Raw genomic sequence first — 15,504 nt, 5'->3', positions numbered from 1 at the left:
ATGGCTTTGATTAAATTGTCATGACTGACAACTTGCCGCATCAGTGATGCGGACTCACGATACATTTCTTTCATTTCACCTACCGATTCACTATACGCATCTGCATACCCTTCGGGTGCTGCCCTATCTCTCCGCAGTCTGCCAACCCATGTTGTTTTCTGTAATCATCGTGAATCGTTAACCTCCATTCTATACTTTGTATGAATATTGTTCGGTCCTTCGGTATTCAACCTACTACGACCTCGGCTGACTTCTCACAGTTCGTTGTTACTACGGCATCTGCCGCCTGTGAGACCTCCCCGGGTAAGACTGACAACCTTCCACTCATGTCACTGCTTCATTTACTGTATGGCGTCTGGGCAGTATTGGACTTTACTATGTTCGGTTAGCTCGTCCGCGCCAAGTCAGCCTTGTTATGAAGTTTCTGTCCGTCAGTGCGAGTGTTTGCCTCAGGCTTCCTTCAGATTCCACCTCACGATGGACACCCTTGCCGTCAGCTAACAGTTCCTACTGCCAAGCCTGTAGTGGACTTTCACCACCAAGTTGTCACCCATGCCGGGCGCACCAAAAAATAACAGGCACAAAGCCTGTTATTTTTTATAGATTTCAAGTTCTTCATGTTCGACATTGTCAATCTTTTTCAATTCCCGAAGAATTCCCTGCACATCGTCTTTGGCACAGAGCGTCATGACGCTTGGCCCCGCGCCGCTGATGACCGTCGCATAGGCATCTTTCCTGAGTGCACCATCTTTAATCTCATCAAACTCCTTGATCAGCGGTCTGCGGTATATTTCATGGAACTGATCCTTCATCATCAGTCTGCCCATATCCACATACTCTTTGTTGAATAATGAAAATAGCATGACATTGGTAATCGCATTCTGATTCACCGCTGTCTGTCTTGAATATGAATCCGGCAGTGCCCGTCTCGCCTCGTTCGTGTTGATCATGTAGTTTGGCACGGATACAATCAGCGAAAAGTCGATATCATCCAATACATGATAATAAAGTTCACCGTGGTTGTAATAACCGACGAACACCCCGCCGGTGATGCACGGTCCGATGTTGTCCGGGTGGCCTTCAATATCACAGCCGAGCATGATCTTATCATGGTCGGACAGATTGAGGTCGCAAAAATATGCAGCAATCTCGATGCCCGCAACGATTGCGGACGATGAGCTGCCGAGCCCGTGTGCGAGCGGAATTTCACTGTCCATCTCCACTCTTACGGGCGGCATCTCTTTATTATACTTTCGGGCAATACTCTTCGCGGTGGAAATGACAAGGTTATCCTCGCCGGGCGGCAGGATATCCAGGTCAGAATTCAAAAAATCAACTTTGAATTCAGCATTCTCATATGCTCTGATCTTTAAAAACTTAGTGACTGCGACACCGATGGAATCAAATCCCAGCCCAAGATTGGCACTTGTAGCCGGAATCCTTAAGTCAATCTGTTTCATCGTTTTTCAGACTTTCGATATAATCGATGATGACCGCTTCATCGTTCGGAAGCACTTTAGGCTGGACAGCCGCTTCATCGACAGCCGTCTGAGGGTCTTTAAGTCCGTTGCCCGTCAACACTGTGACAACAGTGCTCCCCTCTCTCACTTTCTCTTCGGACAGTGCCTTCAACAGTCCTGCGATACTCGCATTCGAACCGGGCTCTGCAAAAATACCTTCCTTACGGGCAAGCAGGCTGTACGCATTTAAGATTTCATCATCTGTCACAGAGTCGATAATACCGCCGGATTCATCCCGTGCATCCGTTGCCAGAGTCCAGCTTGTCGGGTTGCCGATTCTGATCGCAGTGCCCACAGTTTCAGGCGCTTCTATAATCTTATCTTTTGTGATTGCAGCTGAACCCTCTGCCTCATAGCCGAACATTTTAGGCAGTTTGGAGCCTTTTTTCTCATTGTACTCCTTGAAACCTTTCCAGTAGGCAGAAATGTTACCTGCATTGCCGACTGGAATGAAGAGGTAGTCCGGCGCTTCATCCAGTGCGTCAACGATTTCAAATGCGGATGTCTTCTGGCATTCGATTCTGTATGGATTCACAGAGTTCACAAGAGTGATGCCTTCATTGTTTTCCGCAATTTTACGGACGATTTTCAGGGCATCATCAAAGTTGCCCTGAATGGAGACGATCTTTGCACCATAGACGATCGCCTGCGCAATTTTACCAAGGGCAACCTTGCCTTCCGGTATGACGACGATCGTATTCAGTCCGAGCCTGGATGCATATGCCGCTGCGGAAGCGGACGTATTGCCTGTTGAAGCACAGATGACGGTATGCGCACCTTCTTCTTTCGCCTTTGCGACTGCAAGCACCATACCGCGGTCCTTGAATGAGCCGGTCGGATTCAAGCCCTCAAATTTGGCGAAGGCATTGATATTATATTCCTCACTGAATGAATTCAAAGGAATCAATGGCGTATTGCCTTCCTGTAATGATAATGCCGGTGTATCTTCCGTCACCGGTAAATATTCTTTGAACTCTTCAAGCAAACCTTTCCAGTACGCCATTCTACTCATCTCCTATGACAGGATATCTTGCCGCGGTTTCCAGACCGACGAGCGCTTCATCCAATTGATTTTTATTCACTTTTTCAGTGATTGCTACAACATTGTCATTTTCATTATTCAACTCATGACCGATGCCCGCATCATTCAAAGCAGACTTGACTGCCGATTCATCATTATTGAAGCGTAAGTAATACTGATACTCTACTTCTTCGTTTTGAATGACCGCTTTTTCAGACGGTGCGAAGTTGCCCTTGACTGGTGTCGTCAAAACATCAATCAGATCGGAAACGACCGCACTTGCCGTCTCAAGACTTCCGGCACCAGGGCCGTAGTACATCGTCTCGCCGACTGCGTTGCCGATGACATACACAGCATTCTTTTCATAATTGACAGATGCAAGCTGGTGGTCCGCCTTGAAGAAGATCGGTTCCACACTCGCACTCAGGCTGTCACTGTACTTGCCGATACCGACAAGTTTCATGACATAGCCGAGATTTTTCGCAATCTGGATATCTTCACTTTCGACTTTTGTAATGCCGATGCTCGGTACATCTTTGATGTCGACTTTTTTATTGAAGGAAAGTCTTGATAATAAAACGATTTTTCTCAGTGCATCGATGCCCTCGACATCATTTGTCGGGTCAGCCTCTGCATATCCTTTTGCTTTAGCATCTTCCAGAGCATCGTCGTATGTCCAACCATCGACGGTCATTTTAGTGAGTATATAGTTGGTAGTGCCATTTAAAATGCCCATCACTTCTGAAATCTGGTTGGCATTCAAAGAGTTTTCAATCGTTTTGATGATCGGTACGCCGCCTGCCACACTCGCTTCATAATTCAGGTGGACTTCATTCTCGTTTGCGACTGCAACGAGATCATCTATTCTTTCAGCAAGTAAATCTTTGTTTGCAGTGACCACATGGATTCTATTTTTCAAAAATTGAAGTATGATTTCATAGGTGTTGTCAATGCCGCCCATCACTTCTATGACAGCATCAATATCCGCTTCATAAATATCTTCAACTTTATCAGTAAGTTGAATGCCGGATAAATCAATATCACGTGCCTTGTCAATATTTTTAGCAAGTACGTGGGTGACGGTCACTTCCTCACCAAGTAATGATTCAATTTTGTTTTTATTAGTATTCAATACATTAACGACACCGCTACCCACAGTGCCCATTCCTAAGACAGCAATTTTCATAAGCTAGAATCCTCCATTTAAATACTTTATAACTATCCATATTAGAGTGAAAAGTTGAAAAATTCAAGAAAATAATGATATAGTCTACACAATTCTTAATTTTTGATGTATTATTAGGTCTAAAATTCAGTTAAAGGATGTCTGCATGTGAAAGTAGCAAAATTCGGTGGCAGTTCCCTGTCATCATCAACACAACTCAAAAAAGTTTCAAATATCATTCAAAATGACAGCGATATCGGTGCAGTGGTCGTCAGTGCACCCGGTAAGAGGTTCGAAGAAGATATTAAAGTGACCGATCTGCTGATTGCGCTTCATGCAAACAAAATAACGGGACTGCCGTACAATGAAGCACTCGATGCGATATTGAGCAGATATGAGGAAATCATCACCGGTCTCGAGATCGACTTCGACCTGCTGGATAAATTCAGAAAGACGATACTGTCATATCTTGAAAATATTACAGATAATGACCGCCTCCTCGATGCACTGAAGTCGTGCGGTGAAGACTTCAACGCACAGATGCTCGCGAAATATCTGTCGCAGGAAGGGACGCCTGCGAAATATTATTCACCTGAGGAAGCGGGGATCTATGTCACTGATGAGGCAAGCAATGCCAAGCTTCTGGACGAATCTTATGACAATATCTCCAAACTGAAAAGCACCGAAGAAGTCATCGTCATCCCGGGATTCTTCGGAATGTCGAAAAACGGCAACATCGTGACATTTCCAAGAGGCGGTTCCGATATTTCAGGTGCCATAGTCGCACGCGGACTGGATGCAGAAATATATGAGAACTATACCGATCAGAGTCATATATATTCCGCCCATCCAGGTTTCATCGACAATCCCCACGCAATCGAAGAGTTGACTTACCGTGAAATGAGGGAGCTCTCATATTCAGGATTCGGCATTTTCCACGATGAAGCTCTGGAGCCGCTCTATCAGGTAAAAATACCGGTCATGATAAAAAACACCAATGCACCCGAAATCGAAGGGACAAAAATCGTATCCAAACGTGAACTCATAAAAGACATCCCCGTCATTGGAATCAGCTGTGACGTAGGATTTACAGCAATTTCAGTCAAAGATTATCTGATGAACCGTCAGGTCGGGTATATGAGAAAACTGCTGCAGATATTTGAGAACCACAGGGTGTCGGTTGAACATATGCCGTCCGGTATCGACAACATTTCGATCATTGTCCGGAACAAAAACCTTGAGGACAAGGCTGAACTGATCACAGAAGATATCAATGATCAGCTGGAACCTGAAAAAGTGGAGACGGAAGGAGATCTCGCCCTGCTGGTCATCGTCGGTGAAGGCATGGAGTATACTGTCGGCCTTGCCAACAAGGCGACTAAAGCACTCACTGAAAATGATGTGAACATCAGGATGATGAATCAGGGTGCTTCTGAATCCAGTATGGTTTTTGCAGTTAAAATGAGCGAGTATGACAAAGCGCTCAATGCAGTGTATAAAGAATATTTCAGAAATATAGACTAAGAAAGAGGTATCCAAATTTTTGGATACCTCTTTTAAAATCTTCCGGATCTGAATATTGAATATAAAAGTCCCAGAAATAAAAACACCGCAAGAACGAAGCCGATTTCTATCGCCGGTATCTGCCAGATCACCGTTGTCTGTCCGGCAATCGCCGCTCCGACGATCAGTCCGACCATGATGATGCTGAAAGACAAGAGGACGATGCTGAATGATAATCTGTTACCGATCCGGTCCATTCTTCTGAACAGTTCTTCGAACCTTCTTAACGACAGCTGCACCGGCACTTTCTTCTCACGCAGTGATTCTGAAAATATTTTCAGGTTATTGGAAACATCCACTGCTGTATCACCGACATCCTGCAGATTATTATATGCCCTTGAAGCCATGTTCCTCGGATCATACTTCTCTTTCACGAGAATTCTGCCGAATGGTTCGGCAATATCCATGATGCTGAATTCCGGATCAAGGCTGCTGACTACGCTCTCCAGTGTGATGAGCGACTTGCCGAGAATTGTGAAATCCTGCGGCAGGCCGATCCGGTGTTTATTTGCAATATGGAAAATATCCTGCACCGCTTCGCCGATATTCAAATGACTGAGCGGGATATCATAATACTTATCCCTCAGTTTTTCAGCATCGCGATTCAGTACATTCATCTCGACACCTGCAGGCACCACGCCCATTTTCACAATGGCCTTGACGACACCCGAGGCATCTTTTCGCATCATGCCAATCAGCAGTGTGCCGAAGTTATATTTCATATCCTGTGACAGTCTGCCTACCATTCCGAAGTCCATGAAGGCAATCGTTTCATCTTCAAGCACACTGACGTTTCCTGGATGGGGGTCGCCGTGGAAAAATCCTTCGACGATGACCTGATGGAAAAGTGCATTGGAAAGACGCTCAGCGAGTACTTCCCTGGAGTAGCCGTGTGCTTCCAGTTCTTCGTGATGACTGATCGGTATCCCGTCTATATACTCCATGACCAGGACGTTTTTCGTAGACAGTTCCCTGATCATTTCCGGAATTTTGATTTTGCTGTCCCGTTCAAACTGTTTACGGATCTTATCGGCATTATTCGCTTCAATCGTATAATCCAGTTCATCCAGAATTGCTTCTGAAAACTCTTCAATCATGTCGGTCAGATGATACTGCCTTGCCCACTCCATGCGCTGTTCGGCAAGAGTCGCAAGGTGATGAAGTATCTCAAGGTCGGTCCGGACCCTTTTTTCAATGTTCGGGCGCTGGACTTTGACCGCCACTGTCAGGCCGTCAGCAGTCACTGCCTTATGCACCTGCCCTGTCGATGCAGAGCCGATCGGGGTTTCTTCTATCGAAAAGAAGACATCTTCAGTTTTGACATCCAGTGATTCCTCAATCACTTTCTTCACATCTTCGAAGGCAAACGGCGGTACATTACTTTGAAGTTTTTCGAGTTCGTCGATGATATCCTTCGGTATCAGGTCCGGCCGTGTACTGGCAATCTGGCCAAGCTTGATGAAAGTCGTGCCCATCTCTTCGATGAATATCCGTATCCGTTCACCTCTTGATTTTTCCTCATCACTTTTAGCCTGTCTCAATATGATTCTTTTCGGCAGACTTAACAGCTCATCCAGACCAAGCTCCTCAACAAGGAATCCGAAGCCGGCCGATGAAAAATTACTCGCAATTTCCCTGTAGCGGTTTATATATTCAATGCGCTTTTTTATTATCATATAAAAACTCCAGAATAATTATTTAAATATGGAACATATAATCATCAAGACCTTCGCCGTCGTAATCCACCATATCTTTCAAAGTCGTATGATCAAGTACATCGCTGATGGCATCCCTGATCCTTCCCCATAGGAACCTTTCATTCTTGCTGTCCTTTTCATCACTTTCCACAGCAACGATGTTTTCCTCCACCGTTTTGAAGATCTGACCGACGGTTATATCTTCAGGTGGATGGTTCAGTTCATAGCCGCCATATGCGCCTCTCGTACTCTTCACAAGGCTTTCTTTCTTCAGACTGGCCACAATCTGTTCCAGATATAAGTCACTGATTTCACGTTCTGTCGCAACGGATTTCACACTTCTTTTCTTTTCTCCATAATCCCTGGCCAGCGCCAGCATAAAATATAATCCATATCTGCCACGAGTTGATATTTTCATAATACACCTCTGAATACTAAACTTTTTAATAAGTTGATTTTTGTTGTAATATATTAAATATATCATAATAAAACAGTTGGGTGAAAATATGACGACACAACCATTAAGTTATCGCATGCGTCCAAGAACGATAGACGAAGTGATTTCACAGAAACACCTGGTGGGAGAAGGTGGGATCATCAGACGGATGGTAGATGCCAAAAGGCTGTCTTCCATGATCTTATACGGTCCTCCTGGAATCGGAAAAACCAGTATAGCAAGTGCCATAGCAGGCTCTACAAAATATATGTTCCGAACTTTGAACGCAGTTTCAAATACAAAGAAAGACATGCAGCAGATTGTTGAGGAAGGAAAGATGAGCGGAACGGTCATACTTCTTCTCGATGAGATACACCGCCTGGATAAGGCAAAACAGGATTTTCTTCTGCCGCATCTGGAAAAAGGGACAATCATCCTGATCGGTGCGACAACTTCCAATCCATATCATGCAATAAACCCCGCAATCAGATCGAGAACACAGATATTCGAACTTGACCTGCTGGACACGGAAGACGTGAAACTCGCAGTGACGAGGTCGCTCGAGGACAGTGAACGCGGCCTCGGCAATTTGAATATTGAAATTGATGAAGATGCCATGGACCACTTCACACTATCCGCCCAGGGCGACGTAAGAAGTGCGCTCAATGCCCTTGAACTCGCAGCACTCAGTACAAAACCCGTTGATGATTTGGTACACATCACACTGGATGATGCTAAAGCATGCATGCAGCAGACAGCATTTCTGCACGACAAGGACGGCGACGCCCATTACGACGTGATGAGCGGCTTCCAGAAATCGATCAGGGGCAGTGATGTCAACGCAAGTTTACACTACCTGGCAAGGCTGATAGAAGCGGGTGACCTCGTGACAATCGCACGGCGTCTTCTCGTCATCGCCTATGAAGATATCGGCCTTGCCAACCCTCAGCTGGCAACGCGCACTTTAAATGCGATCATCTCTGCTGAGCGGCTGGGCTTCCCTGAAGCAAGAATACCGCTCGCCAACGCGGTGATCGAACTTGCACTGTCTCCAAAGTCAAACAGTGCATACAAGAGTATCGACAATGCCCTTTCCGACATAAGAAAAGGAAGATCCGGCACGGTTCCGAAACATTTGAAAGACGGTCATTATGCAAGTGCCGAAAAATTGGGCAATGCAGTCGGATATCAGTATCCCCACAACTTCCCGAATAATATCGTCGCGCAGCAGTATTTACCGGACACGCTCCTAGATAGGGAATATTTCATGCCGACTGCAAACACCAAATATGAAGCACAGCTGGATGAAATATATTCCAAAATCAAATCACTGTTCAATAAAAAATGAATTGAAAAAAGCACCGGCCGCAGATGCAGCCGGTGCTTAATTTTCGAAATATCCAAGCTAAAGCCGTGTGTTTCAGCTGATAATTTTGGCCTGCTAAGTGCAGGTGGGTGTCCTGTTTCCAACTCCAAACGTCCTAATGGCTAGGCGTGTTTTTTGAAGGAAAACCTATTAGACTCCCGATTTAAAAGGTGTTAGGTCAAAATTTAATTCAACACATCACGAACCTCTCAGATATTTCTATTAGATATACTATAACACACCTCTGAAATTTTGAGAAGCAAAAAGAATTTCCATTAAAAAATCTGGCATACATCAATGGTGCATCTGTCACAGTTTATATTACTCCGCAGTGCCTCAATATTAACAACGGTAATATATTTACACTCAACCTTGATCACTTCCTGCTTTTTCAGATCCGACAGCATTCTATTGACCACTTCCCTCGAAGTGCCGCATAATCCTGCAAGTTCCTGGTTTGTCAGCTGGGTGTCAATCAGTATGCCGTCCTCTGTCTCAAGCCCGAATGAATTCGTCAGACGAATCAGTACAGACTGCAGTGCCCCCCGCTTTCCGTACAAAAACATATCCCGCATCTTTGAGGCATTTCTTTCCCTGTCGATATCCAGCCAGTGCAGCCATTCCATTTTTATATCTTCATTGGATAATATGAATTGTTCAAACTGTCTTTTTTCATATTTATAAAGTGTACAATCTTTTTTAACTCTTGCGTATGTAGTGTGTTCTTTATTGGCAGAGTGCAGTGTCAGAGCTCCGAATACTCAAATAATTCGTAATCATTTCGCGCCCGTCTTCCTGCATTCTGCTGATGAATATCTCACCTTCATCCAGGCAGTAGACATATCTCGCTGTATCCCCGGGATGAAACACATATTCACCTTTTTGCAATTTCAATATCTTACCTTTTTCCTTCAGCAAATTCACAATCATTTCCGGTTTGAATGTAAGCTCTTCCACCATATCAACACCCCGCTTTCTTATATAAAATATTATCACAATATGTGACTTTTATCACTTCTTTATTTGACGAATTTATTTAACATCTTAATTAAGAATAATTATTGTTTAGGAGTGAGATGATGACTGAAAAGAAGGTAGAAAAAATACAGGAAAACTCTGAAACTCATGATGTGGATCACTCAAAACTGGATTTAAGAGGGACATTCATGATGGTCATGTTTCTCGGCGGTTTGATTTTCGTCAGCTGGTTCGGCGCTTTTATACTATTTCTGGATAGAATGTAGAAAGGATGATTTAAAATGCATAAGTTTGAAAAAATATGGATGAGCGTCGGCACCGGATCGCTGATTATTTTCCTTGTAATCCTCGGTGTTTCTGCCGTGCATGCCGGCCACACACCGGCCGCAAGCGGGATTGAAACGATAAATCCTGAATATGTGAGAGATGATGACAGGTTTGCAGAACCGGGTCTGTATGAGTCGGATGACGATGAATTTGACTACAATTTATACTTTGTTGCCAGCGCTTTCAACTATGAACCGAGTGAAGTGGAAATACCGCAAGGTTCGAGGGTGAAGGTGCAGGTCGTATCAACCGATGTTGTCCACGGTTTTCAGGTGGTCAATACGAATATCAATATGATGGTTGAACCCGGACTGGTTTCTACATATCGTACAAATTTCGACAATGTCGGAGAATATCTGATTGTCTGTAATGAATACTGTGGTGTCGGTCATACAGACATGACATCGACAATCAAAGTAGTCGAGGGAGGTGCAGAAGCAAATGAGTAGAAATATACATCCAGACCAGCTTTTTTCACTCAACAACAGGGTGGATAAAAAAGACGGCAAATTAGTTTTGGCAAATATGATCTGGGTCATTATCGCATTGCTCATCGGCGGATCTGCGGGCATGCTCCAGACATTCATCAGAGCCGGCATGTTCGAACTGCCTTTTGGCATCGGCTATTATCAGCTTCTTACTTTGCACGGCGTCATTCTTGCTCTTGTACTGACTTTCTTCTTTATCATGGGCTTCCAGATTGCATCGTTGTCACGCTCGGCAGGTGCATTCAACGACAGGGAAAGATTACTCGGCTGGATCGGTTTCTGGCTGATGTCAGCAGGAACTCTGGTTGCTGCTGCCATGATTGCGACCAATGAAGCATCTGTACTTTATACGTTTTATGCGCCGCTGCAGGCACATGCGTTCTATTATATAGCGCTTGCTGTCATCATCATCGGGACATGGTTTTCCGTTATCGGACAGCTGATGCGCTACTTCAGATGGAGACGTGAATTCAAAGGACATAAGACACCGCTTCTCAGTTTTATGGCATCAGTCAACAACGTCATGTGGCTCGTATGTACAATCGGTGTTTCATTGTCGGTCATCTTCCAGTACATTCCGTGGTCTCTCGGCATAGTGGAGACAATCAATGTTTCCCTGAGCCGTACACTTTTCTGGATGTTCGGTCATGCCCTCGTATATTTCTGGCTGCTGCCTGCTTATATGTCATGGTATGTCGTCATTCCGAAAGTGCTCGGTACGAAAGGATTTTCAGATAATCTTGCGCGTATGAGCTTTGTACTGTTTTTATTCTTCAGTATTCCAGTCGGTATACACCACCAGTTGACCGAACCGGGTATTGATGCATTTTGGAAAGGACTGCAGGTTGTACTGACATTCGCGGTTATTGTGCCTTCACTGATGACGGCGTTCAGTCTATTCGCAGTATTTGAAACACACGGTCGTAAACTCGGGGCGACGGGACTGCTCGACTGGTTTAAAAAACTGCCATGGACAGATGCCAGATTTGTACTGCCGTTTCTCGGCATGCTGTTCTTCATCCCGGGCGGAATCGGCGGTATCATCAATGCGTCGGGTCAGATGAACCAGCTGGTCCATAACACCATCTGGGTTGTCGGACACTTCCATATCACCGTAGGTGCACCGGTCATATTGACATACTTCGGTATCATGATGTTCCTGCTCCCGCATATTACAGGTCGTAAAATTACAAAGCAGCTGAATAATATGGGTCTCTATCTCGGCTATACCTGGACGTTCGGAATGGGTCTGATGTCAGCCGCGATGCACTTTGCAGGTCTGAGAGGCGCACCGAGACGTTCGACATTCTCAGAATACGGCGGAGCGGATATTGCACAGGAGTGGATCACTTATCAGATTATGCAGGCGGTCGGCGGCACATTTTTGTTCGTCGCCATCATCATCGCAGTCATCCTGTTCATCCAGCTCATGACCGGTCCTAAAACTGCAGAGGTCGAGGAATTCCCGGTCGCACCGATGATGGACCAGAGTGTACCGACCACCAAATGGGTCGAAAACTGGAGAGTCCTCATCATCATTACGGTATTCCTTCTGCTGATCGCCTATACCGTACCGATTACGCAGATGTTCACCGAAAATATACCAGATGCAAAAGGCTTCAAGCTCTGGTAAAAATAAAGACTGCAGACAATTTTACTGTCTGCGGTCTTTTTTATTGGTGTAATGCCTGTACAGTGCACTGTGATCCTCTTCACCGACACTGTCATCTTTCAGTAATCCATCCATGATCTCTTTCATCCGGCTGGTGATCGGAAGATTTCTCGTAAAATCTCCATCCACACTTTCAAAGGCATTGTTCAGATCTTTCATATGCAGCTTCATTTTAAAACCCGGGTTGTACTCTTCTTCATCCATCTTCTTGAATTTGGTCTCCATTACGGTACTGCCTGCAAGTCCTCCGCTGATTGCATGATAGACTGTCTCCAGATCGAGGTCCAGTTCCTTTGCAAGCGCAATCCCTTCTGACAGTGCAATAATATTATTTGCGACTATCACCTGGTTGACCAGCTTCACCGAGTTGCCGGAACCAACGGGCCCCGTATGTACGATGCTTGCACCCATATATTCCAATATCGGTTTTATTTCAATGAGAGTATCCCGGTCTCCGCCTGCCATTATTGAAAGTGTGCCGTCCTTCGCTTTTTCTTCGCCGCCGCTTACGGGAGCATCGATATACTGATGACCTTCCTCGTTGATGACATTGAAGACTTCCCTGCTGGTTTCAGGGTTGATGGAACTCATGTCGATGACAATTGTGCCGGGATTGAACTTTTTATACAATCTGCTGCCGATCACCACTTCAAGCACCTCTTTAGAATCCGGCAGCATTAAGATGATCACATCCGACTGCTCTGCCACTTCTTCGTAATCCGCCATGACATGCGCGCCGTAATTTGCCAGTTCGTCATTGGTATCATCATTTGAACTGCTGATATATACATTCTGCTTATTCTTTAACAGATTGACACTCATTGGTTTTCCCATTATTCCAAGACCGATGAACCCGATATTCATAGAATCACTCCTAAATATTGTAGTTGGACACCATGTCCCATTCATGCATTTCATAGTAGCGCGCGCCGTTTATAATGTATGGATCCTGCTCCACCAGCGCTTTGATTTCATCCTGGTCATTGCCTTTATATATCACCAGGCCCCCTGCCCCGTCAGTAAACCTGCCGTTCATTATGACGGTGTCATTACTTCTCAAGTCTTCCAGAAAATTTAAATGTTCCTCCCTGTAATCCTTCGATTTCTGTTCATCCATCATCGGCAAAAATACCGCAAAATATTTCATATCAATTTCCCCCCATTTCACTTTAATAATATCAAACTATTCAGATATTTAAAACGGAACTGTCGGCTGAGTATACATTCAAATGTCAAAATAAATGATGCTGTTCAAAAAAAGGTGGTTTTTAAACTATCTGCACAATTGATGTCTTTTCGTGTGCAGTCAGCCTCATTTTTAATGCCAACTGCACATTTTATCCCCGCTTGTGTGAAGATAACTGAGTTTTTCATCCCATCTAAACGTTTTATGTCATCCTGTGTGCAGTTGCCGCCATTTTTCGTCCTGTCTGCACACAGCATCACCGCCCGCACCCTACTTCAAATAAAAAACTGCCCATCCTATGTGAATGGGCAGTCCGCTTCAATTATTCTTCTATATCCATATCGATGTGCAGTTCTTTCAGCTGGTCCTCTGATACTGGAGACGGTGCGTTCATCATCAGGTCACTTGCGCTTGCCGTTTTAGGGAAAGCGATGACGTCCCTGATGTTATCCGTTCCTGCAAGGAGCATGACGAAACGGTCAAAACCGTAGGCGATGCCGCCGTGCGGCGGAGCGCCGTATGTGAACGCCTCAAGGAGGAAGCCGAACTGCTCGTCTCTTTCCTGATCGGTAAATCCGAGTGCTCTGAACATTCTTTCCTGAAGTTCCTTATCGTGGATACGTATTGAACCGCCGCCGAGTTCGTAGCCGTTCAGTACGATGTCGTATGCATTTGCCCTGACTTCTTCAGGGGCGGTTTCCAGTTTATCTTCATCCTCTTTTTTAGGTGACGTGAACGGATGGTGTGCAGCCGAGTACCTGTCTTCCTCTTCATCATATTCAAATAACGGCCAGTCAGTGACCCAGAGGAAGTTGTACTGGTTTTTATCAATCAGACCCAGATCTTTGGCAAGTTTGTTTCTAAGATTTCCGAGTGATGCATGCACCACTTTTTTCTTATCGGCAACAAACAGTACAAGATCATTGTCATTGATGTTCATCAAATGCTTCAGTTCATCCTGTTTATCATCATCGAAAAATTTGGCAATCGGGCCAGAAAAACCTTCGTCGGTGGACTTCATCCATGCCAATCCTTTAGCACCGTGGATTTTGACAAAGCTCTCAAGCTTATCGATATCTTTTCTTGAGTAGGCATCCGCCTGATCCGGCACAACGATTGCATTGACAAGGCCTCCGCTTTCGGCAGTAGACTTGAACACTTTGAAGTCGACTGATTTACTGAATTCAGTTATGTCCTGAAGATGCAGGTCAAAACGTGTATCCGGCTTATCGACACCGTATTTGGCCATCGCGTCATCATATGTGATTCTCGGGAACGGTGCAGTGATGTCCATGCCTTTAATATCTTTCATCACCTGTGTGATCAATCTTTCATTCAGTGCCATGATGTCTTCCTGATCGACGAATGACTGTTCAATATCAATCTGTGTGAATTCCGGCTGTCTGTCGGCACGCAGGTCCTCATCCCTGAAACACTTCACAATCTGATAATACTTCTCCATGCCAGACAGCATTAACAGCTGCTTATAGATTTGAGGGGACTGAGGGAGCGCAAAGAATTCCCCCTCATGCACCCGTGAAGGTACAAGATAGTCCCTCGCACCTTCAGGTGTCGATTTGGACAATACCGGCGTTTCCACATCTATGAAACCTTCATGTCCCAGAAACGAATGGACACTCTGCTTGAGCTGGTGGCGCAGCTTCAAAGTATTTTGAAGCTTTGGACGTCTCAAGTCCAAATATCTGTATTTCAATCTGACATCTTCCGTCACCGTTTCATCCTGAATGTGGAAAGGCGGAGTTTTCGCTTTCGAAATGACTTCAATATCTTCAACGATGATTTCAATTTTTCCTGTTTCAATATTATGGTTGACCTGTGACTCATCCCGCTGTGCAATCGTACCTTTCACATCGATGACGAACTCACTGCGGACATCTTCCGCAATGTTCAACGCTTTTTCGGATACTTCAGGATTAAAAACGATTTGAATGATGCCGGTGCGGTCACGCAGATCGATGAAGATCAGTCCGCCCAGATCACGACGTCTCTGAACCCAGCCGGACAGATGGATTGACTCGTTTATGTCTTTTTCTATTACTTCGGATACAAATATTCTTGTCATTA

Annotated in this window: 15 protein-coding genes and 1 other RNA gene; 5 read left to right on the top strand and 11 right to left on the bottom strand. The window is 44.9% G+C overall.

What is annotated here, in order from left to right; all coding sequences use genetic code 11:
* Positions 1-590: 590 nt before the first annotated feature.
* Genes thrB through BLR15_RS01495 form a run of 3 tightly spaced genes read right to left on the bottom strand, consistent with a single transcriptional unit; the run spans position 591 to position 3,727 of the window.
* The gene (thrB, locus tag BLR15_RS01505) at positions 591-1,460 is read right to left on the bottom strand and encodes a homoserine kinase (RefSeq protein ID WP_092983946.1); all 870 of its coding nucleotides are present in this window, start codon (positions 1,458-1,460) and stop codon (positions 591-593) included.
* On the bottom strand, positions 1,447-2,523 hold the full coding sequence (gene thrC / locus BLR15_RS01500) for a threonine synthase (protein WP_092983944.1): 1,077 nt from the start codon (positions 2,521-2,523) through the stop codon (positions 1,447-1,449). The genes thrB and thrC overlap by 14 nt, the downstream gene beginning before the upstream one ends.
* 1 nt (position 2,524) lies before the next feature.
* Positions 2,525-3,727, bottom strand: coding sequence for a homoserine dehydrogenase (locus BLR15_RS01495; RefSeq protein WP_092983942.1), 1,203 nt, complete (start codon positions 3,725-3,727; stop codon positions 2,525-2,527).
* Positions 3,728-3,874: 147 nt separating this feature from the next.
* On the opposite strand from BLR15_RS01495, the gene BLR15_RS01490 reads away from it, so the two are divergent.
* The gene (locus BLR15_RS01490; RefSeq protein WP_092983940.1) at positions 3,875-5,230 is read left to right on the top strand and encodes an aspartate kinase; all 1,356 of its coding nucleotides are present in this window, start codon (positions 3,875-3,877) and stop codon (positions 5,228-5,230) included.
* A 32-nt stretch (positions 5,231-5,262) separates the two neighbouring features.
* On the opposite strand, the gene BLR15_RS01485 is transcribed toward BLR15_RS01490, so the two are convergent.
* Both BLR15_RS01485 and BLR15_RS01480 read right to left on the bottom strand, forming a co-directional pair.
* Positions 5,263-6,945 carry an ABC1 kinase family protein gene (locus tag BLR15_RS01485; protein ID WP_092983938.1) on the bottom strand — a complete coding sequence of 561 codons (1,683 nt, stop codon included), beginning with the start codon at positions 6,943-6,945 and terminating at the stop codon, positions 5,263-5,265.
* Between the two features lie 22 nt (positions 6,946-6,967).
* Positions 6,968-7,384, bottom strand: a complete 417-nt coding sequence (locus BLR15_RS01480) for an RrF2 family transcriptional regulator (protein WP_092983936.1) — start codon at positions 7,382-7,384, stop codon at positions 6,968-6,970.
* Between the two features lie 88 nt (positions 7,385-7,472).
* Between BLR15_RS01480 and BLR15_RS01475 the strand changes: the two genes are divergently transcribed.
* Complete coding sequence (locus tag BLR15_RS01475) at positions 7,473-8,750, top strand: replication-associated recombination protein A (RefSeq protein ID WP_092983934.1); 1,278 nt, start codon at positions 7,473-7,475, stop codon at positions 8,748-8,750.
* Positions 8,751-8,795: 45 nt separating this feature from the next.
* On the opposite strand, the gene ssrS is transcribed toward BLR15_RS01475, so the two are convergent.
* The 3 genes from ssrS to BLR15_RS01460 form a co-directional block, all read right to left on the bottom strand.
* Positions 8,796-8,987: non-coding RNA, 6S RNA (gene ssrS, locus BLR15_RS01470), on the bottom strand.
* Between the two features lie 56 nt (positions 8,988-9,043).
* Entirely contained in the window at positions 9,044-9,394 is a 351-nt protein-coding gene (locus BLR15_RS01465; protein WP_092983932.1) for a helix-turn-helix domain-containing protein, read from the bottom strand.
* Between the two features lie 100 nt (positions 9,395-9,494).
* Positions 9,495-9,728: a cyclic nucleotide-binding domain-containing protein gene (locus BLR15_RS01460; RefSeq protein WP_092983930.1), complete on the bottom strand. Its 234-nt coding sequence runs from the start codon at positions 9,726-9,728 to the stop codon at positions 9,495-9,497.
* A 119-nt stretch (positions 9,729-9,847) separates the two neighbouring features.
* Here BLR15_RS01460 and BLR15_RS13800 point away from each other — a divergent pair, with 119 nt between their 5' ends.
* The 3 genes from BLR15_RS13800 to BLR15_RS01450 are packed head-to-tail and all read left to right on the top strand — an operon-like array spanning position 9,848 to position 12,194.
* Positions 9,848-10,012, top strand: coding sequence for a cytochrome c oxidase subunit 2A (locus BLR15_RS13800; RefSeq protein ID WP_143003906.1), 165 nt, complete (start codon positions 9,848-9,850; stop codon positions 10,010-10,012).
* Between the two features lie 15 nt (positions 10,013-10,027).
* A complete protein-coding gene (locus BLR15_RS01455) occupies positions 10,028-10,522 on the top strand; it encodes a cupredoxin domain-containing protein (protein WP_092983928.1) in 495 nt (164 codons plus the stop codon).
* Positions 10,515-12,194, top strand: coding sequence for a cbb3-type cytochrome c oxidase subunit I (locus tag BLR15_RS01450; protein ID WP_092983926.1), 1,680 nt, complete (start codon positions 10,515-10,517; stop codon positions 12,192-12,194). The genes BLR15_RS01455 and BLR15_RS01450 overlap by 8 nt, the downstream gene beginning before the upstream one ends.
* 21 nt (positions 12,195-12,215) lie before the next feature.
* Here the strand turns inward: BLR15_RS01450 and BLR15_RS01445 are convergent, their stop codons facing one another.
* From BLR15_RS01445 to aspS, 3 genes are all read right to left on the bottom strand, one after another.
* The gene (locus tag BLR15_RS01445; protein WP_245696457.1) at positions 12,216-13,097 is read right to left on the bottom strand and encodes an NAD(P)-binding domain-containing protein; all 882 of its coding nucleotides are present in this window, start codon (positions 13,095-13,097) and stop codon (positions 12,216-12,218) included.
* Positions 13,098-13,107: 10 nt separating this feature from the next.
* Positions 13,108-13,380, bottom strand: a complete 273-nt coding sequence (locus BLR15_RS01440; protein WP_092983923.1) for a YciI family protein — start codon at positions 13,378-13,380, stop codon at positions 13,108-13,110.
* A 361-nt stretch (positions 13,381-13,741) separates the two neighbouring features.
* Positions 13,742-15,502 (bottom strand): aspartate--tRNA ligase, encoded by a 1,761-nt coding sequence (aspS, locus tag BLR15_RS01430; protein WP_092983919.1) that lies wholly within the window; start codon positions 15,500-15,502, stop codon positions 13,742-13,744.
* Positions 15,503-15,504: the final 2 nt, after the last annotated feature.

This window comes from Lacicoccus qingdaonensis, from assembly GCF_900101075.1.
GTDB lineage: Bacteria > Bacillota > Bacilli > Staphylococcales > Salinicoccaceae > Lacicoccus > Lacicoccus qingdaonensis.
Note: the sequence above shows the minus strand (reverse complement) of the source record. Positions and strands in the feature narration are given on the sequence as shown.

Bases quoted from the DNA above. Each gene is read 5' to 3' on its own strand.
- thrB (WP_092983946.1), bottom strand. From the start codon at position 1,460: ATGAAACAGATTGACTTAAGGATTCCGGCTACAAGTGCCAATCTTGGG.
- thrC (WP_092983944.1), bottom strand. From the start codon at position 2,523: ATGGCGTACTGGAAAGGTTTGCTTGAAGAGTTCAAAGAATATTTACCG.
- BLR15_RS01495 (WP_092983942.1), bottom strand. From the start codon at position 3,727: ATGAAAATTGCTGTCTTAGGAATGGGCACTGTGGGTAGCGGTGTCGTT.
- BLR15_RS01485 (WP_092983938.1), bottom strand. From the start codon at position 6,945: ATGATAATAAAAAAGCGCATTGAATATATAAACCGCTACAGGGAAATT.
- BLR15_RS01480 (WP_092983936.1), bottom strand. From the start codon at position 7,384: ATGAAAATATCAACTCGTGGCAGATATGGATTATATTTTATGCTGGCG.
- BLR15_RS01475 (WP_092983934.1), top strand. From the start codon at position 7,473: ATGACGACACAACCATTAAGTTATCGCATGCGTCCAAGAACGATAGAC.
- BLR15_RS01465 (WP_092983932.1), bottom strand. From the start codon at position 9,394: ATGGAATGGCTGCACTGGCTGGATATCGACAGGGAAAGAAATGCCTCA.
- BLR15_RS01460 (WP_092983930.1), bottom strand. From the start codon at position 9,728: ATGGTGGAAGAGCTTACATTCAAACCGGAAATGATTGTGAATTTGCTG.
- BLR15_RS13800 (WP_143003906.1), top strand. From the start codon at position 9,848: ATGACTGAAAAGAAGGTAGAAAAAATACAGGAAAACTCTGAAACTCAT.
- BLR15_RS01455 (WP_092983928.1), top strand. From the start codon at position 10,028: ATGCATAAGTTTGAAAAAATATGGATGAGCGTCGGCACCGGATCGCTG.
- BLR15_RS01450 (WP_092983926.1), top strand. From the start codon at position 10,515: ATGAGTAGAAATATACATCCAGACCAGCTTTTTTCACTCAACAACAGG.
- BLR15_RS01445 (WP_245696457.1), bottom strand. From the start codon at position 13,097: ATGAATATCGGGTTCATCGGTCTTGGAATAATGGGAAAACCAATGAGT.
- BLR15_RS01440 (WP_092983923.1), bottom strand. From the start codon at position 13,380: ATGAAATATTTTGCGGTATTTTTGCCGATGATGGATGAACAGAAATCG.
- aspS (WP_092983919.1), bottom strand. From the start codon at position 15,502: ATGACAAGAATATTTGTATCCGAAGTAATAGAAAAAGACATAAACGAG.